At 73.6% G+C, this 25,267-nt stretch carries 18 protein-coding genes; 4 read left to right on the forward strand and 14 right to left on the reverse strand.

All coding sequences use genetic code 11. The annotated features are described in order from the left end of the window. Positions 1-3: 3 nt before the first annotated feature. Both cynS and OG295_RS01415 read right to left on the reverse strand, forming a co-directional pair. Entirely contained in the window at positions 4-474 is a 471-nt protein-coding gene (cynS, locus tag OG295_RS01410; RefSeq protein WP_266846174.1) for a cyanase, read from the reverse strand. Between the two features lie 72 nt (positions 475-546). Further along, positions 547-1,152, reverse strand: a complete 606-nt coding sequence (locus tag OG295_RS01415) for a carbonic anhydrase (protein WP_371675109.1) — start codon at positions 1,150-1,152, stop codon at positions 547-549. A gap of 124 nt (positions 1,153-1,276) precedes the next feature. Between OG295_RS01415 and cynR the strand changes: the two genes are divergently transcribed. Further along, the gene (gene cynR / locus OG295_RS01420) at positions 1,277-2,224 is read left to right on the forward strand and encodes a transcriptional regulator CynR (protein WP_371675110.1); all 948 of its coding nucleotides are present in this window, start codon (positions 1,277-1,279) and stop codon (positions 2,222-2,224) included. Here cynR and OG295_RS01425 read toward each other — a convergent pair. Beyond that, positions 2,209-2,853, reverse strand: coding sequence for a MerR family transcriptional regulator (locus tag OG295_RS01425; RefSeq protein ID WP_371675111.1), 645 nt, complete (start codon positions 2,851-2,853; stop codon positions 2,209-2,211). The two genes, cynR and OG295_RS01425, sit on opposite strands and share 16 nt — an antisense overlap. A gap of 168 nt (positions 2,854-3,021) precedes the next feature. On the opposite strand from OG295_RS01425, the gene OG295_RS01430 reads away from it, so the two are divergent. After that, a complete protein-coding gene (locus tag OG295_RS01430) occupies positions 3,022-3,255 on the forward strand; it encodes a DUF6296 family protein (RefSeq protein ID WP_285538437.1) in 234 nt (77 codons plus the stop codon). Between the two features lie 40 nt (positions 3,256-3,295). Here OG295_RS01430 and OG295_RS01435 read toward each other — a convergent pair whose 3' ends face one another. The 7 genes from OG295_RS01435 to OG295_RS01465 form a co-directional block, all read right to left on the reverse strand. Then, positions 3,296-3,655, reverse strand: coding sequence for a DUF6204 family protein (locus OG295_RS01435; protein ID WP_371675112.1), 360 nt, complete (start codon positions 3,653-3,655; stop codon positions 3,296-3,298). A 90-nt stretch (positions 3,656-3,745) separates the two neighbouring features. Further along, a complete protein-coding gene (locus OG295_RS01440) occupies positions 3,746-4,597 on the reverse strand; it encodes an ATP-binding cassette domain-containing protein (protein WP_371675113.1) in 852 nt (283 codons plus the stop codon). Beyond that, positions 4,594-5,616, reverse strand: coding sequence for an ABC transporter ATP-binding protein (locus tag OG295_RS01445; RefSeq protein ID WP_371675114.1), 1,023 nt, complete (start codon positions 5,614-5,616; stop codon positions 4,594-4,596). The genes OG295_RS01440 and OG295_RS01445 overlap by 4 nt, the downstream gene beginning before the upstream one ends. Continuing rightward, on the reverse strand, positions 5,613-6,494 hold the full coding sequence (locus OG295_RS01450) for an ABC transporter permease (RefSeq protein ID WP_371675115.1): 882 nt from the start codon (positions 6,492-6,494) through the stop codon (positions 5,613-5,615). Before OG295_RS01450 ends, OG295_RS01445 begins: the two co-directional genes overlap by 4 nt. Further along, the gene (locus OG295_RS01455) at positions 6,491-7,543 is read right to left on the reverse strand and encodes an ABC transporter permease (protein ID WP_371675116.1); all 1,053 of its coding nucleotides are present in this window, start codon (positions 7,541-7,543) and stop codon (positions 6,491-6,493) included. Before OG295_RS01455 ends, OG295_RS01450 begins: the two co-directional genes overlap by 4 nt. Beyond that, positions 7,540-9,126, reverse strand: a complete 1,587-nt coding sequence (locus OG295_RS01460) for an ABC transporter substrate-binding protein (RefSeq protein WP_371675117.1) — start codon at positions 9,124-9,126, stop codon at positions 7,540-7,542. The genes OG295_RS01455 and OG295_RS01460 overlap by 4 nt, the downstream gene beginning before the upstream one ends. Positions 9,127-9,370: 244 nt before the next feature. Continuing rightward, on the reverse strand, positions 9,371-11,086 hold the full coding sequence (locus OG295_RS01465; protein ID WP_371675118.1) for an amidohydrolase: 1,716 nt from the start codon (positions 11,084-11,086) through the stop codon (positions 9,371-9,373). Between the two features lie 129 nt (positions 11,087-11,215). On the opposite strand from OG295_RS01465, the gene OG295_RS01470 reads away from it, so the two are divergent. Then, positions 11,216-11,911, forward strand: a complete 696-nt coding sequence (locus OG295_RS01470) for a TetR/AcrR family transcriptional regulator (protein WP_371675119.1) — start codon at positions 11,216-11,218, stop codon at positions 11,909-11,911. Between the two features lie 42 nt (positions 11,912-11,953). Here the strand turns inward: OG295_RS01470 and OG295_RS01475 are convergent, their stop codons facing one another. The 4 genes from OG295_RS01475 to OG295_RS01490 form a co-directional block, all read right to left on the reverse strand. Beyond that, a complete protein-coding gene (locus OG295_RS01475) occupies positions 11,954-13,177 on the reverse strand; it encodes an FAD-dependent monooxygenase (protein WP_371675120.1) in 1,224 nt (407 codons plus the stop codon). Positions 13,178-13,181: 4 nt separating this feature from the next. Then, entirely contained in the window at positions 13,182-20,390 is a 7,209-nt protein-coding gene (locus OG295_RS01480) for an amino acid adenylation domain-containing protein (RefSeq protein ID WP_371681071.1), read from the reverse strand. Positions 20,391-20,657: 267 nt separating this feature from the next. Continuing rightward, positions 20,658-21,401, reverse strand: coding sequence for a hypothetical protein (locus OG295_RS01485; protein ID WP_371675121.1), 744 nt, complete (start codon positions 21,399-21,401; stop codon positions 20,658-20,660). Positions 21,402-21,696: 295 nt separating this feature from the next. Beyond that, positions 21,697-24,033 (reverse strand): helix-turn-helix domain-containing protein, encoded by a 2,337-nt coding sequence (locus OG295_RS01490; RefSeq protein ID WP_371675122.1) that lies wholly within the window; start codon positions 24,031-24,033, stop codon positions 21,697-21,699. Positions 24,034-24,440: 407 nt separating this feature from the next. Here OG295_RS01490 and OG295_RS01495 point away from each other — a divergent pair, with 407 nt between their 5' ends. Then, positions 24,441-25,187: a MerR family transcriptional regulator gene (locus OG295_RS01495; protein ID WP_371675123.1), complete on the forward strand. Its 747-nt coding sequence runs from the start codon at positions 24,441-24,443 to the stop codon at positions 25,185-25,187. Positions 25,188-25,267 lie beyond the last annotated feature (80 nt).

Below are 25,267 nucleotides of genomic sequence, written 5' to 3' on the forward strand. Positions count from 1 at the left end.
GGGTCAGAAGGGCCGGGTCGGGAGGTACTTGCCGTCGAGCGTGATGACGGCGCGCTCGCCGCCGTCGGGGTCGGCGACCTTCCGCACGTCGAGGCGGAAGTTGATGGCGCTGATGATGCCGTCGCCGAACTCCTCGTGGACCAGGGCCTTGAGGGTGGTGCCGTAGACCTGGAGCATCTCGTGGAAGCGGTAGATCGTCGGGTCGGTGGGGACCGAGCCGGGGATCGAGCCCCGGGTGGGGATGGTCTGCAGCCACATCGCGGCGTCCTCGTCGAGGCCGAGGAGTTCGGCGACGGCCTTGGCGGCGGGCTCCGGCAGCGGGTGCTGGCCGAGGACGGCGGCGGTGACGAAGGCCACGGACAGGCCGGTGACGTCGGCGATCTGGCGCCAGGTCAGGTTCTTGCGGACCTTGGCCTCGACGGCCGCGTCGGCGAGGCGCTCACGGACGGCGGGGGCGAACTGGGCGTGCACCATGGGAAGGGTGTCCTTTCGGAGGGGGGAAGGGGTTCGGGGCGGGGAAGGGCGCCGGGACGGAGGTGGCGGGGGTCAGGCCGCGAGGGCGACGGTGCCGCCGGTGCGCTCGATCTCCTCGACGGCGCCGGAGGGGATGTCGTAGACCCAGCCGCGCAGGACCAGCGACCGGGCGGCGAGGGCGCGGGCCACCGGCGGGTGGGTGGCGAGGTTCGCCAGCTGGGCCCGTACGTTCTCCCGTACCAGCGCGTCCAGGGGGTACGGGCCGCCGCCGGCCGGGGCGGTGCGGGCGAGGGCGGCGTCCGCGTGGCGGAGCCAGCCGGCCACCGCCGGGAGGGAGCCGAGGTCGTGGCGCTCGGCGAGCGCGGTCATCGCGCCGCAGGCGGAGTGGCCGCAGACCACGATGTCGGTGACGCCGAGGACGGCGACGGCGTACTCGACGCCGGCCGCCACCCCGTCCGGGCCCGGGGTGTGCGCGGGGACGAGGTTGCCCGCGGTCCGGACGACGAACAACTCGCCGGGCTCACTCTGGGTGATCAGCTCGGGGACCACGCGGGCATCGGAGCAGCTGATGAACAGGGTCCGCGGGCGGTGGGTCGCGGCGAGCTCGGCGAAGAGCTCCGCCTTGGCGGGGAAGACGTCGTGGCGGAACCGCTCGACGCCCTCGGTGAGGTCGTGCATGGTCACTCCCGTTCTTGGGATCCACCCCCTGGGGGGCTGACGAGATCCACCATGCATGACCTGCTGTCATAGTGTCCAAGAGCGGAATTCGATGACTCTCATCGATGTCATCTATAGTCGGTCCATGGCTTTGGAACTGCGCCACCTGCGCTACCTGCTCGCGGTCGCCGAACACAGCAGCTTCACGCGCGCCGCCGAGGAGCTGCGGATCTCCCAGCCCACCCTGTCCCAGCAGGTCAAGCAGCTGGAGCGGACGGTGGGCGTGCAGCTCCTGGACCGCAGCGGACGCGCGGTGCGCCTCACGGACGCCGGAGCGGTCTACGCGGAGCACGCCCGCCGGGCGCTGCGGGACCTCGCGACCGCCGAGCGGGCGGTCCACGACCTCTCCGACCTCAGCCGCGGCCACCTGCGGCTGGCCCTCACCCCCACCTTCACGGCCTACCTCCTCGGCCCGCTGCTCGCCGCCTTCCACACGGCGCACCCCGGCATCACGGTGGAGGTGCGGGAGATGCCCCAGGACCGCATCGAGGCCGCGCTGCTGGCCGACGACACCGACCTCGGCATCGCCTTCCGGGGCGTCCACCTGCCGGGGGTCGCCGCGACCGGGCTGTTCACCGAGACCCTGGGCCTGGTGGTGGGCGGCAGCGGTACGGCCCCCACGGCGCCGGAGCCGGATCCGCTGCCGGTGTCGGCCCTGGCGGACCGTCGGCTGGCGCTGCTGAGCGGGGACTTCGCGACCCGGGAGCACATCGACGCCTACCTCGCGGTGCACGGGGTCAGGCCGCGGGTCGCGGTGGAGGCCGGATCCGTCCAGGCGCTGACCGAACTCGTGCAGCGGACCGGCCTGGCCACCGTCCTGCCCGACGCCGTCACCGACGACCATCCGCGCCTGACCCCGGTCCGGCTGGTCCCGCCGCTGCCGCCGCGCACGGTGAGCCTGCTGCGGCGCGATGGCGCGTACCGCAGCGCCGCGGCCCGGGCCTTCACCGCGCTGGCCCGGGAGGTGACCGCCGCCCGGGGGTACGCCCCGCCGGGGGGAACGGAGAGCGCGCGGGGTCAGGAGAGCCCGTAGCGACGGGCCGACTCCTCCTCCTGCGCCAGCCGGTGCATGGCCTTGAGCACCGGCTCGAAGAGGACGGCGGCGGCGACCGCCGCCTCCACCCTCTCCGCCTCCGAGGGGTAGTCCTCCATGTTGTCGAGGTCGTGGACGGCGACCTGGTGCATCAGACGGGCGTAGGGCGCCAGCATCCGTGCGTCCCAGCGGTAGCCGAGGCGGATGAGCGAGGCCACCGCCAGCACCAGGGAGCGGTGGTCCGGGGAGAGGGGGGCCAGTTCCCGGGCGGTCGACCAGCCCAGCCCCTCCAGCAGCCGGTCCACCTCGGCGCGGGCCGTCACCACGGCGTCGTCCTCCTCGTCCGGCTCCGGTACGCGCGGCAGCGCCCACAGGGCGGCTCCCGTGCGGATCGTCCGGCCCAGCGAGTCGTCGTCGACGTGCCGGAGCACCTCGCGGGCCGTCGCCACGGGCACCCCGCCGACCTGGATCAGCGTGCGTACCAGGCGCAGCCGGCGCAGGTGCGTTTCGTCGTAGTCGGCCGTCGTCGCGCCGATCCGGCGTCCGGGCGGCAACAGGCCTTCGCGCAGGTAGTACTTGATGGTCGCGGTGGAGACACCGCTGCGCTCGCTCAGCTCCGCCAGCCGCATCCCTGTGTGCCTTTCCTTGGAGAGCGCCACTATCTCATCAGGGCGCGCCCGGAAGGGCTCCCCGGACCGCACCCGGCGGCGGGGGGGGCGGGCGCTCGCCGGGCGGGCCGGGCCGGGTCGGCCCAGGATGGGAGGGTGTGGGGGTCGGGTAGCGACGGGAGTGCGTACATGAGCGGCAGGCGGTACGAGCTGGTCTTCCCCTCGACCGACGGGACGGGCGAGGACGTCGTGGTCGTGGACCGCACCGACACCGCGGGACCGGGCGGCCACCCGGTGTACGCCGACGCCTCCGGCATCGTCCGTGCGGAGATCAGTGACCGGGGCGAGGTGCGCATGCTCCCCTCGGGCGGCCACCAGGTCCCCGCGCACCCGCTGGCGGCCCGCCCGCTGCCGGACGGGTGACCCCGGTCCGCCGGTCCGGGCGGGCGACGGGACCGGGTGCTCAGGGGTTCGCGCGGGCCGCCGCCTGGCGCTGGCGCTTGCTCTGCTTGGCCAGCGAGAGGTCCTCGGCGGTGCAGCGCAGCCGCTTGAAGCCGTAGCCGCGCTCCGTCAGCCAGCTCTCGGCGGCCAGTTCGGCGCGGGCGGCGGCTTCGAGGATGTCCTCCTCCGCCTCCCCGGAGTCCAGGAAGCGGAAGGCGAAGGAGTTGCGGGCGGCCAGCTCGTAGGAGAGGTTCCCCTCGGTGGTGAACGAGGCGCGCAGTACGTCGTGCGCGGGGGCCGCGGCCGTCAGCTCGGCGTGCTGTTCGGCGGTGAGGCCGTCGAAGAAGCCGCGGACGGTGACGCGGAAGGTGCGGGTGCTCATCGTGGCACCGTAGACCGGGCCGCCCGCGCGGCGCACCGCATTTTCGGCGGTCGCCGGGGCCGGCCCGGACGGCCGCGCGTACGGTCGGGTTCACGTCTCGACGGGGGCTCCGAGGGGGTCGAGGGCGCGGCGCCGGCGGCTGATGGAGTCGGGGTCCCAGCCGGGGCGGGGGACGGAGGCCAGGAGCAGCCGGGTGTACGGATGGTCCGGGGTGGTGAGCAGTTCGGCGACGGGCCGGTGTTCCATGGTCCGGCCGCGGTACATGACGAGGGCCTCGTCGCAGACGTAGCGGACGACGGCCAGGTCGTGGCTGACGAAGACCAGGCCGATGCCGGTGTCGCGGCGGATGTCGGCGAGCAGGTTGAGGACCTGGGCCTGCACCGACACGTCGAGGGCGGACACGGCTTCGTCGAGGACGAGCACGGCCGGTTCGACGGCGAGGGCGCGGGCGATCGCGGCGCGCTGGCGCTGGCCGCCGGAGAGGTGGCGGGGCAGGGCGGCCGCTTCCCGGTCGCCGAGCCCGACCCGGGCCAGGAGCGCCCGGACGCGGGTGGCGCGCTCCGCCGGGTCGCGGGTTCCGTGCAGCCGGAGCACCCCGTCGAGGGTGGCTCCGACGGTGATCCGGGCGTCGAGCGAGAGGTAGGGGTCCTGGAAGACGATCTGCACGGCCTTGGCGCGCGCCAGCCGGGCCGCCCTGCCGCGTACGGACGCGGCCAGGGGGCGGCCCTGGACGTGGATCTCCCCGGAGTCGGGGCGTTCGAGGCCGATGAGCATCCGGGCGGTGGTGGTCTTCCCCGACCCGGACTCCCCGACGATGCCGAGGGCGCCGCCGTGGCGCAGCGTGAAGGACAGGCCGTCCACGGCGACGACCTCGGTGGCGCCGCTCCGGTAGGTCTTGCGCAGGCCGTCGACCCGCAGGAGCGGGGGCTGGTCGGTGGTCACCTGACCTCCTGGTTCCGGTTGGGGTGGTGGTCGCCGTGCTGGTCGCGGTGGGGTGTGAGGGTGAGTTCGCCGGCCCGGTGGCAGGCGACCAGGGCCGGACCGTGCTCGCGCAGCGGGGGCGGTGACTGGTCGCAGCGGCCGGGTTCGGCGAAGCGGCAGCGCGGGGCGAAGGAGCAGCCGGTGGCGGATTCGAGCAGGCCCATGGGGGCGCCGGGGATGGGGACGAGCCGCTCGGGCGCCTTGCCGTCCAGCGGCGGGGAGGAGCCGAGCAGTCCGGCGGTGTACGGGTGCCGGGGCGTGGTGAAGAGGTCTCCCACGGGGGCGGTCTCGACGATGCGGCCCGCGTACATCACGTAGATCCGGTCGCTGACGGAGGCGGCGAGTTCGATGTCGTGGGTGATCAGGAGCAGGCCCAGGCCGCGTTCGCGCCGCAGCCGGCCGAGGACGGCGAGGATCTCCGCCTGGGTGCTGACGTCGAGGGCGGTGGTCGGCTCGTCGCACAGCAGCAGGCGGGGCTCGGCGGTCAGGGCGGCGGCGATCACGACGCGCTGGAGCATGCCGCCGGAGAGCTCGTGCGGGTACTGGTCCAGGTGGCGGACGGGATCGGGGAGGCCGACCGCGCCGAGCAGTTCGGCGGCCCGTGCGCGGGCCCGTTCCCGGGTCCAGCCGTGGACCAGGCGCAGGGACTCGGTGAGGAAGTCCCCGACGCGGCGGACGGGGTTGATCGCGGCGCGCGGGTCCTGGTAGATCATCGCCGCCGTGTCGGTGCGCACCGCGCGCAGGCTCGCGGCGTCGGCTCCGACGAGGTCGGTGCCGTCGACGAGGACCCGGCCGGCGATCCGGGCGCCCCCGGGGAAGAGGCCGAGGGCGGCGCGGGCGGTGACGGACTTGCCGGAGCCGGATTCGCCGACCAGGGCGACGGCCTCGCCGGCCCCGACGGTGAGGCCGATGCCGTCTAGGACGGGGCGGGCCGTGCCGGGCAGGGTGACGCTGAGGTCTTCGTACCGGAGCAGGGTCATCGGGGGTCCCTTCCCGCGAGCTTGTCGGCGAGGCTCTCCCCGACGACGGTGAAGGCGACGACCACGACGACGACCGCGACGGCCGGGACGACCGCGGACAGCGGCTGTCCCTGGAGCACGGCGGCCTGCCCCTGGTTGATCATGGCGCCCCAGTCGGGTGTCGGCGGCTGGACGCCGAGGCCGAGGAAGGAGAGGGCCGCGAGGTCGAGCAGGGCGTAGCCGAAGTTCACCGTCGCCTGGGCGAGGAGCGTCGGGGCGATGTTGGGGAGCATCCGGCGGACCGTCACGAACACGGCGGAGTGGCCCTGGACGGTGTAGGCGGCGATGTAGGGGCGGGCCTTCTCCTGGAGGGCCAGGCCCCGGACGAGGCGTGCGGTGTACGGCATGTAGGCGATGGCCATGGCGAGCACGGGGGCGGTCATGCCCTTGCCGAAGAGGGCGACGGCGAGGATCGCGAGCAGCAGGGCGGGGAAGGCGAACAGCACGTCGAGCACGCGTCCGGCGAGGGCGTCGGTCCGGCCGCCGCGCCACGCGGTGAACAGGCCGACGGCGACACCGATGACGGTGGAGAACACCACGACGGCGAGCGGCCCGACCAGACTGGTCCGGCTGCCGACGAGGAGCGCCGACAGGGTGTCGTGGCCGCCCTGGTCGGTGCCGAGCCAGTGCCCGGCGCCGGGCCCGAGGAGGGTGTCCCCGAGGCTGCCGAAGGTGGGGTCCTGCGGTGCGATCCAGGGCGCCACCGCGGCGACCAGGACGAACAGGACGAGGAGGAAAAGGCAGGTCCGCTGGAGCGGGCCGCCGCCGAGGGCCCGTAGCCGGGTGAGGCGGGCGGGGCGCGACAGGAGCGTGGCGGAGGCCTGGGTGTCAGGGGTCATCGGGCACTCCCCCCGGCCGCCGTGCGCGGGTCGATCAGCGGGTGCAGGAGGTCCACGAGGGCGTTGACCACGACGAAGGCGGCCACGACCAGCAGCACGATCGCCTGGACGACCTGGAAGTCGAGCTGGTCGACGCTCTGGACGAGCAGGGAGCCCACGCCCGACATACCGAAGGCGGTCTCGACGATGGCGGTGCTGACGAGCATGCCCGAGACGAGGAGCGCGGAGACGGTGACGATGGGGCCCAACGCGTTGCGCAGGACGTGGCGCCGGATCACCGTCCGCCGGGGGGTGCCCCGGCTGAGCGCGACCTCGACGTGTTCGCGGCGCAGTTCGTCGAGCATCGCCGAGCGGGTCACGCGGGTCACCAGGGCCGTGAAGGTCACGGCCAGGGCGACCGCCGGCAGGAAGACGTGGTGCAGCCGGTCGAACACCCCGCTGCCGTTGCCGATGGTCGGGAACCAGCCCAGGCGGACTCCGAGGAGGGAGCGCAGGAGCAGGGCGACGACGAAGGCGGGTGCGGCCGCTCCGATCGTGACCAGCAGCATCAGCGCCCGGTCGGTACGGCCGCCGCGGCGCAGCGCTCCGACGATCCCCGCGCCGACGCCCACGACGGCGATCATCAGGGCCGCGGTGGCGACGAGGAGCAGGGAAGAGGGCAGCCGGGACCAGATGACCGCGGAGACGTCCTGGTGGAAGAGGTGGGAGCGGCCGAAGTCCCCCTGGACGACGCCTTCGAGCCACTGCCAGTAGCGCAGCAGGAAGGGCTGGTCGAAGCCGTACTGGTGGCGCAGTTCGGCGAGTTGCTCGGGGCCGGGGCTGCGCCCGCGCACCAGGAAGGAGACCGGGTCGCCGGGCGCGAGGTAGAGGGAGGAGAACACCAGGAAGGAGGTGACCAGGAGGGTCACGGCCATCCCGGCGAGCCGGCGCAGGACCCGCCCGCCCCGGGCGAGGACCGCCGGAACGGGGGCGGGGGCGGCCGGGGCGGGGGCGGCCGGCACGGGACCGGCGGGGGCGGGCGGCGCCGCGCCCGGGGGCTCGTCGGTCATCCCTTGGCTCCGATCTCTGCGGCCCACGGGTAGTAGAGGTAGGCGATGGAAGGCTGGACGCCGGTGATCCGCTTGCCCAGGAAGACGCTCACGGGCTGGGTGTACAGGGGCAGCCAGGGCAGTTCGCGCAGGGCGATGCGCTGGGCCTCGGCATTGGCCGCCGCGTGTCCGGCCGGGTCGTAGGTGTCGACGGCGCGGTCGACGGCCGCGTCGTAGGCGGGGTCGGACCAGCCGCCGTAGTTGCTGAACGCGCCGGTGCGCAGGGAGGCGTACATGTCCAGCGGATCGGTGATGGAGGTGTACCAGAACGTGAGGAAGAGGTCGACGCCCTCGCGGGCGGCGGGGTCGGTGAAGAGCGCGGTGTACTTCTCGGCGGAGACGCTGTCGATCTGCGGTTCGAGTCCGATGGCCTTGGCGGCCTGGGCTACGGCCTGGGTGATGATCGTGGTCTGCGAGTCCAGGGGGCTGGTCGCGATCACGACCTTCTGGCCGGACACTCCGGCCTCGGCGGCGAGCGCCTTGGCCTTGGCCGGGTCGTACGGGTACTTCGGCAGGTCCTTCAGGAGGGCCTCGCGGGTGGCGGCGGGCGCTGCGCTCCACAGGTTGTCGGTGACGAGCGAGTCGGCGACCTCTCCGGCGCCGCCGGCTCCGGCCTTGACGATGCCCTTGCGGTCGATGGCCATGAGCAGGGCCCGGCGTACGCGGGCGTCGCCGAGGGGGCCCTTGAGGTTGCCGACGACCTCGTCGGCGACGGTGGTGCTGCGGCCGAAGTAGAGGTTTCCGGCCTGGGTGGAGCGCAGTCGGTCGTACGCGTTGGGCGGGACCATCCAGCCGCCGTCGACCTCGCCGGACTGGAAGGCGTTGACCCGGGTGGTGGCGTCGGCGAGGAAGACGAACTTCACCTCGCCGGACCTGGCCTTGAGTTCGGGGTTCCAGTAGGCGTCGTTGCGCTTGAGGGTGAGGGACTGGCCGGAGGTCCAGGAGCCGAAGGAGAAGGGGCCGGTGCAGTTGACGCCGGTCTGCGGGTTCCCGTAGTCCTTGCCGGCCTTGGCGAGGGTGGCGGCGGACTCCACCGTGCCGGGAGCGGCGGCGAGGTACTGGTTGAAGGTGGAGTCGGGCTGGCTGAGCGTGACGGTGACCTCCATGTCCCCGCTGCGCTCGACCGACTTGACGTTCTTGAAGGGGTAGGCCCAGACGCTGGCCACGGCCGGGTCGAGGTTGCGGCGCAGCGAGGCGACGACGTCGTCGGCGGTGAGCGGGGTCCCGTCGTGGAACCGCACTCCGGGCCGGATCCGGTAGACCCAGGTGGTGGGGGTGGGGTTGCTGAACGACTCCGCGAGGTTGGGGGAGGTCGTGAGGTCGGGGTTCCAGCGCAGCAGGCTCTCGCAGACGTTGGCGAGGATCTGGTTGGGCGGGTAGTCGAAGGACTGCGCGTAGTCGATGGAGGCGGGCTCGGCGAAGGTCGACCAGGTGAAGGAGGCGAGGTCGCCGGCCGGGGCGGGGGTGCGGTCGGTGATCCGGTAGGCGGCGGCCGCGTCCTTAGCCGGGTGGGCCGTGCCGCTGCACCCGCCGGTGAGGAACACGGCGGTGGCGGCGAGCCCGCCGACCGCGGCGCGCCGCAGGCGGGCGGCACGGGCGGCACGGGGGGTAAGGGGGGTAAGGGGGGTAAGGGGGGTAAGACTGGTGCTCTGCGGGCGTGTCGCTCTCGATCGGGCTGATGGCATCGTCTGCCTCCGTGAGGGGTGAGCTTCCTGGGTGCGTGGTGCTACCCGGCGGCGGGCGGACCGGCCGGGGCGTTGCGGTGCGTCGCCGTGGGGGGACCGGCGCTCAGTCCTTCGCGGCGAAGACCTCTTCGCCGTCGAGGTAGGTGCGGCGCACCCGGGTCCCGGCGATCTCGCCGGGGGGCAGCTCGAAGGGGTTGCGGTCGAGCACGACGAGGTCGGCGTACTTGCCCTCCTCGACGGTGCCGGTGACCGTGTCGAGGTGGTTCGCCCAGGCGCTGCCGGCGGTGTAGGCGGTGAGGGCCTGGGCGAGGGTGAGGGCCTGCTCCGGGAAGAAGGGCGCGACCGGCTCGCGGCGGCCGTGGGGGCCGTCGGCTCCGTCGGGGGTTCCGGCGGCCTCGTCGGGGACGGTCCGGTTGACGGCGACGTGGATGCCCCAGAGCGGGTTGGGGCTGCTCACCGACCAGTCGCTGCCGGCGACCAGGCGGGTTCCGGCGCGCAGGAGGTCTCCGAACGGGTACTGGAGGGCGGCGCGTTCGGGGCCCAGGAAGGGGATCGTCAGCTCGTCCATCTGCGGTTCGTGGGCGGCCCACAGCGCCTGGATGTTGGCGGCCGCCCCCACCCGGGCGAAGCGGGCGATGTCGTCGGGGTGGACGACCTGGAGGTGGGCGAGGTGGTGGCGGTTGTCGTTGGCGCCGTTGGCCGCGCGGGCGGCTTCCAGGGCGTCGAGGACCTCCCGGACCGCGCGGTCCCCGAGCGCGTGGAAGTGGAGCTGGAAGCCCGAGCGGTCGAGGAGCCGTACGGCTTCGGTGAGGAGCTCGGGATCGATGAAGCTGAGGCCGGAGTTCCCGGTGGCGCAGCCGCAGCCGTCGAGGTAGGGCTCCAGCATGCCGGCCGTGAAGTTCTCGGCGATGCCGTCCTGCATGATCTTGACGCTGGTGGCGTTGAAGCGGCCCACCCGTCCGGTGCGGCGGCGCTCCTCGATCTCGGGTATCTGTTCCAGCCCGCGCTCGCGGTCCCACCACAGGGCGCCGACCACCCGGGCCCGCAGCGACCCCTCGCGGGCGGCGCGCAGGTAGACGTCGTAGTTGTCGGGGTTGCCGGGGAAGGCGCCGATCATGGCGTCCTGCCAGCTGGTCACTCCCAGGGAGAAGAGGTGCTCCTGGGCGGCGAGGAGGCCGGCGTGGGCCTCGTCGGCGGTGGCGATCGGCACGTGGCGGGCGACCAGCTCCACGGCCCCCTCCTGGAGGGTGCCGGCCGGGTACCCGTCCGGTTCCCGCTCGATCCGGCCGTCCACGGGGTCGGGGGTGGCGGCGTCGACGCCCGCGAGGCGCAGGGCGGGGGTGTTGACCCAGGCGCCGTGTCCGTCGCGGTTGCCGAGCAGGACGGGCCGGTCGGGCACCACGGCGTCGAGCATGGCCCGGGTGGGGGTGCCACCGGGGAAGACGTCCATCGACCAGCCGCCGCCGCGGATCCACGGGGCCTCGGGGTGCGCGGCGGCGTACGCGGCCACCACGGCCAGGTAGCCGTCGATGGAGTGCTCCCCGCTCAGGTCGCAGCCGAGCATCTGGACGCCGGCCACGACCGGGTGGACGTGGGCGTCCTGGAATCCGGGGAGGAGCAGCCCGCCCGCGAGGTCCACCACCTCGGTGCCCGCGTCGGCGAGCGAGCGCACGGCGCTCTCGTCGGCGACGGCGAGGATCCGGCCCGCGCCGACGGCCACGGCCGCGTCGACCGGTGTCCCGTGGGTCCCCGTGAACACCTGTCCTCCCACGAAGACGGTGTCCGCCCGCTGCCTGCTGCGCTGCCTGTTCCGGTCCATCGACGCTTCCTCCGGCTCGGCGGGCCGGGCCCGCACGGCGTGTTCGTTGAGGAGGAGTGAACGGGAGCGCAACAGTGTTGTCAACGGTGTTGCGCTGCCTCTGTTCCGCATCGTTACACTGACCGCACCATGCCGAAGTCATCCGAGACACCCACCCGGTCCAAGCGCGCCGGAAGCCAGCTCACGCCCGACGCCATCATCGAAGCGAGCCTGCGCATCGCGGCGCGGGGCAGCGAGGACGCCTTCACCGTGCGCCGTCTCGGCGAGGAGCTCGGCGCCGACCCGACGGCGGTCTACCGGCACTTCCGCGACAAGGACGACCTGCTGCTGTCGGTGGCGGACCGCACCCTGGGCGAGGTCCTCGACCGCATCCCCGGGGGCCTCGACTGGAAGGACCGGCTGCGGGCCCTGGCCGCCGGCTCCCTGGAGGTCGCCCTCAAGTACCCGGTGGTCGGCTCGACCATGGCCAGCCGGACCACCCGCAGGCCCAACGAGTTCCGGGTGGTGGAACTGATCCTCGGCGCCGTCACGGAGGCCGGGCTCGAAGGCGCCGAGGCGGCCGTGCACTACCGGATGGTCGGCGACTCCCTGCTGGCCTACGTCGGCCAGCGCGCCGCCTACCTGCTCTTCGACCCGGACGTCCGCGCGGCCGACGAGTCCTCCTGGAGCCGGGAGTACCGGCTGGTCGACCCCGCGGGCTTCCCCCACATCACCCGGCTGAGCACCGAGCTCGCCGAGGTGACGGAGGAGCAGATCTTCGAGGTCAGGGTCGAGGCCCTGATCACCGCGATCGAGAGGCGGGTACGGACCCTGCGGGGAGCCTGAGCCCCCTGCCGCCCCGGCTCGGCCGGGGCGGCAGGAGTGGTCTTACGAGAGCCCGCGCCGGCCGGCCTCCCGCCGGATGCGGGCTTCGGGCACCGGGACGGCCGGGAAGGTCAGGGCCTCCTCGTTCCGGCGCGCCAGTTCCTCGTGCGGCGTGAGGCGGAAGTAGTCGTCGCGGACCCGGCGGTGTTCGGGCGTGTCGGCCTGTTCGAGGTCGCTCATCGCCCGGGAGGCGGCGACCATGGCCCGGGTCCGGTCGCGGCGGCGGTCCTCGTAGGTCCGCAGGGCGAGCGGCAGGTCCTCGCGGGCCTCCGGCCCGGCCAGGGTGTGGGCCAGGACCACGGCGTCCTCGATCGCCATGGCCGACCCCTGCCCGAGGGTGGTCAGCATGGGGTGCGCCGCGTCACCGAGGAGGGTGACGGGGCCCTCTCCCCACCGTTCCAGGAACGGACGGTCGTGGGAGGGCGTGGCGAGGATGCCCTCGGCGGGCGTGGCCCCGATCACCGACCGCACCTCGTCGGCCCACCCCTCGAAGGCCCGCAGGACGTCCTCCTTGGTGCCGTCCCAGGCCTTCGAGCGGGCTTCGGGCATGTTCCGGGTGCCCCACCAGTAGGAGCGCCCGTGGCCGATGTCGATGAGACCGAAGCGCTGTCCGCTGCCCCAGTAGTGGCGCACGGCGCCCGGGGCGAGCCCGGGGTGGCGGAAGGGGACGATGCCGAGCCAGCAGACGTAGCCGCTGTCCTGCGAGGTCTCCGGTCCGACGAGCCCGCCGCGTACGGCCGAGTTGAACCCGTCGGCACCGATGAGGAGGTCCCCGCGCGCCGAACTCCCGTCGGCGAAGCGGACGACGACGCCCGAGTCGTCGCTCTCGAAGCCGGTCGCGGTGGCGCCCAGGTGGACGGGGCAGTCCCCGGCCGCCTCCAGCAGGGCCTTCTGGAGGTCCGAGCGGCTCAGGCAGACGCTGGGCGCGCCGACCTTCTCGCAGACCTCCTTGAAGGGCAGGTCCCTGATGAGACGGCCGCTGTGGTCCACGACGGTGAAGGACTCGACGACCCGGCCGCGTTCCTCCAGGCCCAGGTCGATGCCGAGCGTGGCGAGGGCGCTGATGGCGTTGCTCATGACCGACAGGCCGGAACCGGCGGCACGCAGTTCGGTGGCCCGTTCGTACACCTCCACGTCGATCCCGACCCGGCGCAGTGTGACCGCGCAGGCCAGCCCGCCGATGCCGGCTCCGATGACGATGGCCTTCACGGGGCGATTCGTCGGCATGTCGTCAGTTCTCCTCGTGGGTTCCGGGGGTTCCGGTGGTTTCGGGGGTTCCGGACCTGATCAGGTCCGCGACCGTCCTCGCCGTGTGCTCCACGTACGGTTCCTCCATGATCGTGAGATGGTCGCCGGGCACGGCGATGATCCGGAGCCTGCCGCCGGCCATGTCCCGCCAGCCGTTGGACTCGTCCTCGTGGCGGCTTCCGGCCGCGCCGTGCATCGCGGCGAGGACGTCGGGCAGGGGTTCCATGGCGCGGATCAGGGTGAGCCCCCGGTACCCGCCCTCGGGGCGGTACTCCAGCGCCGCCCGCCAGTTCGCCCGGTAGACGGCGAAGAGCCGGCGTATGACGGCTCCCGAACTGCCGGCCGGCAGGACGCCCTCGTCGGCCGCGAGGCGGGCGATGAAGTCGAACTTCTCCTCCAGGCCCTCCAGTTCGTCGGGTATGACCTCCATCGGCGAGTCCCCGCCGCGCTTCAGCCAGAGCAGTTCCCAGAAGAACCACCCCAGCAGCGCGTCGTCGTCGTGCCGGTGGCGCTCCTCGCGGCTGAGCGCGGTGGTGTCCAGGAGCACGAGGTGGGCCACCTCCTCGCCGGCCTCCCGCAGGCGGCGGGCGATCTCGAAGGCCACGAAGCCGCCGTAGGACCATCCGCCGACGCTGTACGGGCCGTGCGGCTGCACCGTCCGCAGGGCGGCGATGTAGCTGTCCGCGAGCTCTTCGACGGTGCCGAGCGGTGTGGTGCCGGGGTCCGCGCCGCACGCCTGGAGCGCGTAGAGCGGCTGGTCCGCGGGAAGGTGCCGGGCGAAGGGTACGTAGCACAGCACGTTGCCGCCCATGGGGTGGACCATGAACAGCGGCGGGCGGGTGCCCTGCGGGCGGATGGGGACCAGGGGGTCGTAGGCGGGGGCCGCGCCGCCCGCGCGCAGCCGTGCCGCGAGACCGGCCGCGGTGGGAGCGGCGATGAACTGCGACAGCGGGACGGCGACGCCGTAGCGCTGCTCGATCCGGACCGTCAGCCGCATCGCGGTGAGCGAGGTGCCGCCCAGGTCGAAGAGGTTGTCGTGGACACCGACGGCGGGCAGTTCCAGCAGGTCCGCCAGCATCTCGCACAGTGCGCGTTCGTGGTCGTCGCGCGGCCCGGTCCCGCCGGCTTCGGCGGTGGCGGCCGTGGCGGCGAGCGGCGTCCGGCGCAGGGCGGCGTCGTCCCGCTTCCCGCTGGGGGTCAGCGGCAGGTGGGTCACCCACTGCAGGTGGGAAGGGACCAGGTGTTCGGGCAGGTCGGTGCGCAGCCGCTCGCGGATGGCCGTCAGGTCCTCGGTGGTGCCCTCGCCCACGAGGAAGGCCACGAGGAGGCATTCACCGTTCTTGTGCCGGGCCACCACCGCGGCGTCGTGCAGCGACGGGTACTGCTCGGTGAGGGCGGTGACGGCCAGTTCCACCTCGGCGGGTTCGACGCGGTAGCCGCGCACCTTGACCTGGGCGTCGGCCCGGCCGGTGTACACGAGCGTCCCGTCGGGCAGCACCATCCCGAGGTCCCCGGTGTCGTACAGCATCCGGTCCTCGCCCGCGAAGGGGTGCCGTACGAAGCGCTCCTTGGTGAGGTCGGGGCGGCCTTCGTAGCCGTCGGCCAGGCAGGTGCCGCCCAGGTGGATCGTGCCGCGCACTCCGGCGGGCACCGGGCGCATCCGGGCGTCCAGCACGTACGCCTCGGCGCCGTCGACGGGGCGTCCGATCGGGGGCAGCGTGGGGAAGGCCGCGGGGTCGCCGGTCATGGTGAAGGCGGTGGCGACGTGGGTCTCCGTCGGCCCGTACTGGTTCTCCAGCACGGCGCCGGGCAGCGCGGCGCACAGGGCCCGGATCTCCCGGGTGACGCGCAACTGCTCGCCCGAGGACACCAGCACCCGCAGGGCACGGGGGGTGATGCCCAGGCTCTGCGCGGTCTCCGCCAGCTGCTGGAGTGCCACGTAGGGGAGGAAGACGCGCTCGATGCCCGCGCGGTCGATCAGCCGGAGCAGCTCCGGCATGTCGCGCCGCTCGGCGTCGCCGATGAGGTGCAGCGTGCCGCCGGAGCAGAGGGTGGAGAAGATCTCCTGGAAGGAGACGTCGAAGCTCATCGGTGCGTACTGGAGCGTGGCGCCGCCCGCGGCGCCGCTCTCCGCCCGTGCCTGCCAGTCGACCAGGCCCGCCAGGGAACGGTGCGGCATGGCCACGCCCTTGGGCCGGCCCGTGGATCCGGAGGTGAACAGGACGTAGGCGGTGGTGTCGGCGGGGATCGTCGCCGGGAGCTCCGCCACGGGCCCCGCGGACGGATCGGTCACCGACTCGGCGGGCAGCAGCAGCGAGCGGTCACGGACGAGACCGGCGTGGGCGGCGGGGGCGATGACCCGGAAGGGCCGGGCCTGCTCCTGCATCTCGGCCAGCCGCTTCGCGGGGTAGCCGACGTCCAGCGGCACCACCGCGCAGCCGGCCCGCAGCACGCCCAGGACCACGGCGACGGTGTGCGGCGAACGGTCCATGGCGATCCCGATCCGGGCCCCGACCGGGGCGCCGAGTCCGCGCAGCCGGCGGGCCACCCGGCCGGCCGTCGCGTCCAGCCGCGCGTAGTCCCACCGCTCCTCCCCCATCACCAGGGCGGTGGCCCGCGGCGTGCGGGCGGCCTGCCGTGCGAAGCGTTCGACGACGGTGGGCCGCGGGGTGGCACGGGCCGGGGACGGCCGGCCGGCGAGGAAGGCGAAGTCGGGTTCGGCGTGCGGGTCCTCCACCATGCTCCGCAGGATCTTCCGGTACCCGTCGGCGAAGAGGGCGGCCTGGCCGGCGGAGAATCCGGTGCCGTCGTGGTCGATCCGCATCCACACGCGTCCGCCGTCCGGCTCGGTCACCACGTTCACCAGGAGGCCGAAGTCGGTCTCCTCCCAGGTGCTGATCTCGCGCAGTCGCACGCCCGGCAGGCCGAAGACCCGGGACAGCTGGTGGAAGTGCACGTAGTTGAAGGCGGTGTCCAGGACGGGACCGCCGTGGTCCTCCCGGATGGCGCTCAGCGGGTAGCGACGGTGGGGGTGGCCGTCCTGTTCCTGCCGGAAGGCCTCGCGCGCCACGTCCAGCCACCGGTCCCGCGCGACGTCGAGGCGCAGGGGCACCGTGTTCAGGAAGAGTCCGGCCGTGCGTTCGGCGCCGGCGAGCTCGGGCCGTCCGTGGGTGATCAGTCCGGTGGTCACGTCACCGGTGCCGGCGAACATGGCCAGCGTCAGGCAGTGCGCCGCCAGGAAGACGGACTTGACCGGCAGGTGCTGTGCGGCGGCGAACTCGCGTACCTGCACGAGGAGTTCGGGGTCGAGGTCGGCGCGGTGCGCCGACGGCTCCCGGTCGGTGCCGGGCAGGTGCGTACGGAACGCCTCGATCTGCAGGGGTTCGCTGCCGGCCAGCCTCTCCCGCCAGTACCGCCGCGACTCCACGGACCCCAGGGCGGCGATCTCCTCCCGTGCGTAGGCCGCGGCCGACGGGGCCGGCGTGTCGTCCACGGCGCCGATGGCCAGGCCCAGGCCGTGCGCGTAGTCCTGGAGCAGTTCCTGGAGGAGGGTGGCCACGCTGCCGCCGTCGAGCAGCGCGTGGTGGAAGCTGAGGACCAGGTCGACGGCTCCGGGCCGGACGTGGGCGCGGAAGAGGTACAGGGGGGCCCGGTCGAAGGCGTAGGGGTGGAGGCGGCGGGCCTCGATGTGTGCCCGGACCTCGGCTTCGGCCGCGTCGTCGTCGAGCGGGCGCAGGTCGACGACGTCGAGGCCCCCGGGGGCCTGCGGGCGGACGATCTGCAGCGGCTCGGAGAAGCCGGCGAGGTCGAAGCCGGAGCGCAGTACCGGATGACGCGCGACCAGCTTGCCGAACGCCTGACGGAACGTTCCTTCGTCCCAGGGCAGTTCGAGGGTGTACCGGAAGACGTCCTTGTACGTGGCGGAGGTCTCGCGCCTGCTGCTGTGGTAGAGCAGGCCGAGCTGGAGCCGGGTGAGCGGCCAGGCGTCCTCGGTGCCTTCCAGCCGGGCCCGGTCCACCCGGGACACGAGGGCGAACGGGGAGGGTGCGGCGCTGTCGTCCGGCGCGGTCGCCTCTTCGGCCCGTGCGGCCAGCCCCGCCACCGTCGGGTTCCGGATGAGGTCGGTGAGGGAGAAGCGCAGGCCCCGGGCCTCGGCCCCGGCACGCACGCTGAGCATGAGGATGGAGTCTCCGCCGAGCGCGAAGTAGTCGTCGTCGACGCCGACGTGCTCCCAGCCCAGCACCTCGGCCCAGACCTCGGCGAGTACGGCCTCGGCGCGGCTCCGCGGCGGCCGGCCGCCGTCCGGGGCCGCGGCGTTGCGGGGCTCGGGCAGCGCGCCGCGGTCGGCCTTCCCGTTGGGGGTCAGAGGTATGGCGTCGATCCGCGTGAAGTGGGCCGGGACCATGAACGCCGGCAGGGTCCGCGCGAGCGGCTCGCGCAGCCGTGCGTCGTCCAGGTCGGCGTCGGCGACGTAGTAGCCGACGAGGTGGGTGCCGCGGTCGGCGGTGCTGCGGTCCACGACGATGGCGTCACGGATGCCGGGCAGCGAGCGCAGGGCGCCCGCGACCTCACCCGGCTCCACGCGGTTGCCCCGGATCTTGACCTGGCCGTCGATCCGCCCGAGGTACTCCAGGGCGCCGTCCGCCAGCCAGCGTGCGAGGTCGCCGGTGCGGTAGAGGCGTCCGCCGGGCGTGAACGGGTCCTCGACGAACTTCTCGGCGGTCAGTTCCGGTCGGTCCAGGTAGCCCCGGGCGACACCGACACCACCGATGCACAGCTCGCCGGCGACGCCTGACGGCTGGGGCAGCCCGGCGGGGTCCAGCACGTACAGCCGGGTGTTGTCGATCGGCCGTCCGATCGGGACCCGGGTCACCTTCCCGGCGGGGTCCCCCGGGCAGTCGTGGTACGAGACGTCGACCGTGGCCTCGGTCGGCCCGTACAGGTTGACCAGCCGTACCGGACGCTCCGCCCCGGAGGCCGCGAAGACGCGGTTGAACCGCTCGACGGCGGCCGGCGGCAGGGCCTCGCCGCTGCAGAAGACGTACCGCAGGCGGTCCAGGCCCGCGCGGCCCTCCGGCAGGGTCTCCAGCAGGTCGAGGAACGGTCCGAGCATCGAGGGCACGAAGTGCAGGGCACTGACCCCCCGCTCCCGCACGGTCCGCAGGATCTCCTGAGGATCCTGCTGGCCACCGGGCGGCAGCAGCGCCACCGCGGCGCCCTCGACGGCCCACCAGAACAGCTCCCACACCGATACGTCGAAGGAGACCGGCGTCTTCTGCAGCAGGACGTCGCCGTCGCCGAGCGGATGGCGGCGTTGCATCCAGGCGAGGCGGTTGACGACGCTGTGGTGCTCCACCATCACGCCCTTGGGGCGGCCCGTCGAACCGGAGGTGTAGATGACGTACGCCAGGTCGCGGGAGCCGGCGACCGGCGCGAGCGGGGCGCCACCGCCCTCCAGCAGCTCCTCGACGCGCCGCACCCTCGCCCCGTCGGGGAGGCCGGCGGCGGGGCCCGTGCCGTCCACGACGACCACCTTGGCGCGGCTGTCCTCCAGCAGGAACCGTACGCGCTCGGACGGGTAGCCGGGGTCCACCGGTACGTAGGCGCCACCGGACTTCAGGACGCCGAGGAGCGCCACCATCAACTGCGGACCGCGTTCCAGCATCACCGCGACGCGGTCGTCCGCGCCGACGCCGTCCTCGCGCAGGGACCGGGCGACCCGGTTGGCCCGCTCGTCCAGTTCGGCGTAGGTGAGCGTCTCGCCGTTCGCCCCGATGACGGCGGTCTGCCGGGGACGGCGGGCGGCCTGCGCTTCGAACAGGCCGTGCAGCGTGGCCTCGTCGGCATACGGCACCCGCGGACCGTGGGCGCGTATCGCGGTGAGGTCCGCGTGTTCGGCGGGCGTCAGCATCGGGACGGCCGACGCCGGCCCGTCCAGCATGGTCACGCCGCGTTCGAGCATCGTCCGGAGGTGGCCGGCGACCGACGCGATGGGCAGGTCCTCGTCGAAGACGTCGCGGGCGTAGTCCAGGTCGACGCGCATGTCGGCGGTGCCGTCGAAGGCGGACACGATGACGCCCAGGGCGTCCTGGTCGTGCGAGGGGGCCATCATGGCCGTCTGCCGTTCGACGCCGGTGACCGGCTCCGGCGGCGGCCAGTGCAGGTAGGAGAGCGTCACGTCGAACAGCCGGCGCGGGCCGTTGGCCGACGGGGGCAGCTCGCGCAGGACGTCGCCCAGCGAGAGGCGCTCGTGGCGCCGCAGCGCGCGGGTCGCGTCCTGGGTCTCGGCGACCAGTTCCCGCACCGTTCGCCCGCCGGGCGCCGGCACCCGCAGCGGCAGGGTGTTGGCGAACTGGCCGAGGACGTCCTTGTGGTGGTCCTCCGGCCGGTTCAGGAAGGGAATGCCCAGGACCGCTTCCTCGCTGCGGTGCAGACGTGTCAGCCAGGTCCCGAACACGGCGGTGATGTAGGCGAACGGCGAGAAGCCGGCGGCGCGGACCTGCTCGACGAGGCTGCCCTCGACGACGAAGGAATGACGTCCGCGGGTGTGCTCGTCGGCGGTGCGCGCGAAGAGCGCGGGCGTCACACCGGTCAGGGCCTCCCGGTGGAAGGCGCGGTCGCGGTCACCCCCGGGACCGGCGCGGTAGGCGGCCTCCTCATCGATGAACGCGAGGTAGGAGGAGGTCCCGCAGGGGCCGGTGGCCTCACGACCGGGGCTCGTCTTCCGCTCGTATTCCGCGAAGACCTCATGGCTGAGCCGGTGGACGGTCCAGCCGTCGGCGAGGATGTGGTGCACCTTGACGTGCAGGTGCGTGACGTCCGGGCCCTCCAGGAGCAGTGTGGCCTCGACCAGGGCCCCGCCGTCGGTGAGGGGCAGTGCCGTCTCCATGGAGCGCCGTGTCCACTCGGCGCACGCCACGTCCGGTTCGGGCTCCCGGGTGAGGTCCACCCGGGTGACGCGGATGTCCTCGCCCGCCGCCCACTGGAAGGGCCTCCCCTCCTTTTCGCCGAAGCGCAGCCGGAAGGTCTCGTGACGCCTTAACGCGTCCTCGACGCACCCGGTGAGCGCGTCGTGGTCGACGCGGCCCCGCAGCTTCTCGTGGAGGACGCCGTTGAACTGCGGTGATCGGGGAGCCTGGGAGGCGGCGGCCCAGACGTCCCGTTGATATGCCGTCAGCGGGTGCCGCGCGATGTCGTTCACTGCACTGGATACCTGTCTGCCACTGAAGGCCGCTCCGGTCGCCGCCTTCGCCGTGATCGACATGATGCCGAGCCGCAGGTGGAGATTCGGGACACAGGTGCGAATTGCCGGAATTCGCCCGAAGAGCCTTAAGGGGGCCGTTAGCGCACCTGTACCCCCTTGACGCCCCCGAGGCTCCCGGCACCCGCGGTCGGTCCGACGGGCCCGGTGGCGCCGCTCCCGTCGCGCGGGAGCGGCACCACGCAAGGATGTGGCCCGTCAGGCCTTGCCCTTGAGGGACGCCACCAGCTGCTTCGTCAGCTTGGTGGCGCCCGTGACACCGTTGTCGCTCCCGCTGCTGGCGAGCACGGTCACCACCGAGGTGCCGACCCGCGCGGCCACCAGCGCGGTGCCGCCCTGCCAGGCGGTGCTCGTCTGGGTGATGACCCAGGCGCCGTCGCCCAGACCCGCCAGGGGCTTTTCGGTGACCGTCACCTTGGCGTGGGTGTCGCCGTCGGTGTAGCTCGGGCAGGCCATGGAGATCTTGCCCAGCGCGTCGAGCACGGTCGTGGCGGTCGTGTCCCGGTAGACGTCGATCTCCTGGGCGAACTCCTCGGAGGAGTTCTTGTTCACATAGGCGTTCTGCGCGAACGAGACGCCGGTGATCCCGGTGATCTCCGTCCACGAGGTCCCGCCGAGCTTGGTGCAGTCGGGGGTGGGCACATCGGCGGTGGCCGGCAGCTGGTACGTGTCGCCGGTGTCGCGCGCGAGCTCCGGATCGGGGGTGAAGCCGGACGCGAAGAACGAAGCGGGCGCGAGCGCCGCCTTGAGCTGCTTGCCGGTCGGCAGGCCCTTGTTGGGCTCGGCGGCCGGGGCCGCGGCCGACGGCGCCGCGGCGGCCGCAGGCGATCCCGCGGCCGGGGCCTTCGGGGCGGCCTTCGTGTCGGTGAAGGAGCAGGCGGTCAGCGCCAGCGGAAGTGCCGCGATGGTGAGAAGCCTGGCGGCGGAGGATATCTGACGCACGATGTGACTCGACCTCGATGTTCGCATGCATGACGCACCGGATCACCCGGTACGTCACGGTTCGGCTGAGACCGGATCACCCGGTCCCGCCCCCGCCCGCACGCGGCAGGGCGCCGGTCGGCGCCGAGAGCGGTGGAGCGGGAGGCGGGGCCGACGGGTTGAGGCCCGGCGGAGCTCAGCAAGGGGACTCGCGCATCCCATCGGGTCGCCCCCCGGCAGGGCAAGAGCCCGGCACATGCTTTGCCAGAGGATGGAAAACGTTTACCGGAATACGCCCGTCCGCCCTTGGATCCTGCTAAAAGGCCTCTTCGGCGGGCGATCCGGCCGGCAGGCCGGGTCGTCCGGTGGCGTCGGGAAGTCCTTCCACGAGGGCGGCGGCTTCGGCGTGGCGGGGGTGGTTGAGCTCCGTCAGGGTGCGATGGGCCGTGGCCAGGGCGGTGCGGGCCTCCTCGTCGCGGCCGAGGTGGTGCAGGGCGATGCCCAGGTCGAGGCGGGCCGGTTCGCTCCAGGCCGGCATGTCCGCGGCCTCGAAGCAGCTGAGCGCCCGGCGCAGGTGGGCTTCCGCCTCGGACCAGCGGGCGAGTACGGCCAGGTCGCCACCGAGGTGGTAGAGGGTGGCGGCGTGGTAGACGGCGATGAGGTCGGGCGACTGGCCCGCGATTCCCGCGCGGCAGATGGCCTCGCTGCTGCGGTGGATGGCGAGGGCATGGCCGGCGTGGCCGGTCTCGCGCAGGTAGACGCCGAGGGTGTTGAGGGTCGTCAGTTCGGCGAGACGGCCTTGGGGGGTGGTGTTGTCGCGGTGGCAGGCGGCGGAGTCGCGCAGCCAGGCGATGGCCTCGCCGGTGCGGCCGAGGCGTTTGAGCGCGCCCGCCCCGTAGCCCAGGGCCCAGCCCATCTGGAGCCGGTCGCCGCCCTCCCGGGCCGCGGTGAGGGCCTCGTCGGCGGTCTCCAGGGCGGCGTGGTGGTCGTAGGTGCACATGTTGTAGGCCCAGGCCAGGTAGTTGAGGTGCACGGTCTCGTCCGCGCGGCTGCCCAGCGCGCGGGCGGCGGCGACGGAGAGCCGGAACACCTCCACCCACTGCTCCCAGTGCTGGGTGCGGTCGGAGAACCAGTGCATGGCCTCGGCGGTGTCGACGACCTCGCGGTGCCATCCGGCGGCCCGGGCGTGGTGGAGCGCCCAGAGCCACTGGGCGCGTTCGGCTTCCAGCCAGGCGCGGGCCCCTTCGAGGCCGGTGGGGGCGGTCACGGGGTCCGGGTCGCCATCGGGGGTCCGGCCGTGGTCCGCGTCGAAGTGGAGCGCCGCCGCCGCGGCCCGGGTCAGCATCCAGCGGGCGGTGCGGTCACGGGCGCCCGCGAGGGCGGTCGGGTCGTCGTCGGCGGCGAGCTGCTCGGTGGCGAACAGCTTCAGCAGATCGTGGAAGCGGTAGCGCTCTGTTTCCGGGTGCGGCTGGAGGAGACCGCGGTCGGCGAGGTCCTCGACGCACAGCCGGGCCCGGCGCAGGGTGACGCCCGCCAGCACGGCCGCGGTCTCCGGGCTGAAGTCGGGGCCGGCCGCCAGGGCGGCGCGCCGCAGCAGGGTGCGGGCGGTCGGCGTGAGGCGGCGGTAGGACAGCGCGAACGCGGCCCGCATCTCCAGACTCCCCGCCCTCAGGGCGTCCAGGCGGCTTTCCTCGCGAGCGAGTTGGGCGACCAGCTTGCCCAGGCGCTCCTGCGGCCGGATCGCCAGGCGCTGTCCGGCGATCCGGACGGCCAACGGCAGGTGGCCGCACAGGTCGGCGAGGTCGCGGGCGGCCTCGGCCTCCCGGGCGACGCGCTGTGCGCCGATGATCCGGGATATCAGTTCGACGGACTCCTCGCGGTGCAGCAGGGCGAGGTCGACGCGGTGCGCGCATTCCAGGCCGGCCAGGGCGTGGCGGCTGGTGACGACGGTCAGTGAGTTGCCCCGGCCCGGGAGCAGCGGGCGGAGCTGGTCCTCGTCCGCCGCGTTGTCCAGCAGCAGGAGCAGTCGGCGGACCGCGGTGACCGAGCGGAGCAGACCCGTACGGTCCTGGGTGTCGTGGGGGACGGCACGCTCGGACACGCCGAGGGCGCGCAGCAGACGGGCCAGGACCTCACGCGGGTCGGCGGGCCGCTCGTCCATGCCGCGCAGGTCGACGGCGAACTGGCCGTCGGGGTAGTGCGGGGCGAGGGAGTGCGCGGCGTGGACGGCGAAGGCGGTCTTGCCGAGGCCCGGCTGCCCGGCGACGACCGCGACGGGGGCCGAGTCCCCTCCGGGGCGTTCGGCCAGGGCGCGCAGGCGGGCCAGGGCCTGGGTACGGGCGGTGAAGTCACTGAGGTCGCGCGGCAGCGGCAGGGTGCCCGGGGGCAGGGTGGCCGGGCGTGAGCGGGGACGGCCGAAGGCGGCGGCCCGTTCCAGGCCGCCGCGGTCCGCGGTGTCCAGGGCGAGTGCGCGGGCCAGGGCCTGCACGGTACGGCGCTGCGGTCCGCGGGTACGGCCGCGTTCCAGATCGACGAGGGTGCGGACGCTCACTCCCGCGGCGTGGGCGAGTCGCTCCTGGGTGTGGCCGGCGCGGACGCGCAGGCCGCGCAGCAGCTCCCCGAACCCGCCGGGCGCGGATCCGCCGCCGCTCATGACGGACCGGCTGCTGATGAACGCCCGATGGCAGGGACTCGGCAGGGCTGCCGCACGTGGAACGCTCCTCGTGGTGCCGCGCTCCCCGGGTGCGGCGCGATCTGTACGGCAGAAGTATGCCGGATCCAGTCCTGCGGGCTGAACCGCCTGGTCCGAGCCGTCGGGTGCGTGCTCGACTGGGTCCGGCCGCACGGCCGGAACACGGCACGGCTGGGCACGGCAGGGCACGGCTGGGCACGGCTGGGCACGGCACGGCCGGCCCACGGCCGGCCTCCGAGGCCTCAGGACCGACCCCTCACACCGCACGCCCCTCTCGCGCTGCGGTACCCCCACCCCACCCCATCACCACACCCACCATCCCCTCGCCATCACCAACACCGCGGTGCCGGCCCGTGGAAGGACACACCATGACATCGAGCCCCCTGTCCCTGACGAGCCCGGACCGTCCGGCGGCCCGCTACACCGTGGAGGAACTCTCCAGGATCGTCGGCATGTCGCCGAGGAACGTCCGGGCGCACCAATCGCGCAAGTTGCTGCAGCCGCCGATCCGCAGGGGGCGGGTCGGCTACTACGACGACGCGCACGTACGCCGGCTGGAGCACATCGTTTCGCTGCAGCGGCAAGGCTTCAACCTGGTCTCCATCGCGGCCATCCTCGGTGCGGAGGGCCGCGATGACGACCGGGAGAAGCTCACCACCGCCCTGCAGCGGGCGATACGGGAACGGCCCGGCGTCTTCCACTCCCTGAACCGGCACGGCGTGGTCGGCTGGGACGAGGACGGCGCCGTGCGCATCGCCCGGCCGGGCATCCTGCGTGCCTCCCTCGACCTCGTCCGGGCGGGGATCCCCGCGGCGGTCACCCTGCAGTGCCTGGCACGGTTGCTGGACCGGGTCGACGGCGCCGCCGAGGAGCTGATCAAGGTCGTCGGATCGGACATCCTCGCGCTCAACCTGCCCTGCCACGAGCGGAGTTCCGCTGCCGGACCGGATGACCACAGCACCGGCGTCTTCGCCCAGGGATTGGTGGAGCTCCTGGCGAGCGCGTTCCGCGCGGCTGCCGAGAACCACGGCCGGGAACTGGCCGCGGACCTGCTGGCCGGCGGCCACGGGTCCGCGCCCTGGATCGAGGAATCCGTCGTCGTCGAGAACGGATGAACGATGCGCCTCCCCCGGTGGGCCGGTGACACCGTTCCGTGCCGCGGTCGATCCGGTGTTGGGCACGGGTTCGATCCGTT

Origin of the sequence: Streptomyces sp. NBC_01276 (genome assembly GCF_041435355.1) — a bacterium.
In the GTDB taxonomy this organism is placed as follows: domain Bacteria; phylum Actinomycetota; class Actinomycetes; order Streptomycetales; family Streptomycetaceae; genus Streptomyces.

Bases quoted from the DNA above. Each gene is read 5' to 3' on its own strand.
- OG295_RS01465 (WP_371675118.1), bottom strand. From the start codon at position 11,086: ATGGACCGGAACAGGCAGCGCAGCAGGCAGCGGGCGGACACCGTCTTC.
- cynS (WP_266846174.1), bottom strand. From the start codon at position 474: ATGGTGCACGCCCAGTTCGCCCCCGCCGTCCGTGAGCGCCTCGCCGAC.
- OG295_RS01450 (WP_371675115.1), bottom strand. From the start codon at position 6,494: ATGACCCCTGACACCCAGGCCTCCGCCACGCTCCTGTCGCGCCCCGCC.
- OG295_RS01415 (WP_371675109.1), bottom strand. From the start codon at position 1,152: ATGCACGACCTCACCGAGGGCGTCGAGCGGTTCCGCCACGACGTCTTC.
- OG295_RS01435 (WP_371675112.1), bottom strand. From the start codon at position 3,655: ATGAGCACCCGCACCTTCCGCGTCACCGTCCGCGGCTTCTTCGACGGC.
- OG295_RS01425 (WP_371675111.1), bottom strand. From the start codon at position 2,853: ATGCGGCTGGCGGAGCTGAGCGAGCGCAGCGGTGTCTCCACCGCGACC.
- OG295_RS01490 (WP_371675122.1), bottom strand. From the start codon at position 24,033: ATGAGCGGCGGCGGATCCGCGCCCGGCGGGTTCGGGGAGCTGCTGCGC.
- OG295_RS01430 (WP_285538437.1), top strand. From the start codon at position 3,022: ATGAGCGGCAGGCGGTACGAGCTGGTCTTCCCCTCGACCGACGGGACG.
- OG295_RS01455 (WP_371675116.1), bottom strand. From the start codon at position 7,543: ATGACCGACGAGCCCCCGGGCGCGGCGCCGCCCGCCCCCGCCGGTCCC.
- cynR (WP_371675110.1), top strand. From the start codon at position 1,277: ATGGCTTTGGAACTGCGCCACCTGCGCTACCTGCTCGCGGTCGCCGAA.
- OG295_RS01475 (WP_371675120.1), bottom strand. From the start codon at position 13,177: ATGCCGACGAATCGCCCCGTGAAGGCCATCGTCATCGGAGCCGGCATC.
- OG295_RS01495 (WP_371675123.1), top strand. From the start codon at position 24,441: ATGACATCGAGCCCCCTGTCCCTGACGAGCCCGGACCGTCCGGCGGCC.
- OG295_RS01470 (WP_371675119.1), top strand. From the start codon at position 11,216: ATGCCGAAGTCATCCGAGACACCCACCCGGTCCAAGCGCGCCGGAAGC.
- OG295_RS01445 (WP_371675114.1), bottom strand. From the start codon at position 5,616: ATGACCCTGCTCCGGTACGAAGACCTCAGCGTCACCCTGCCCGGCACG.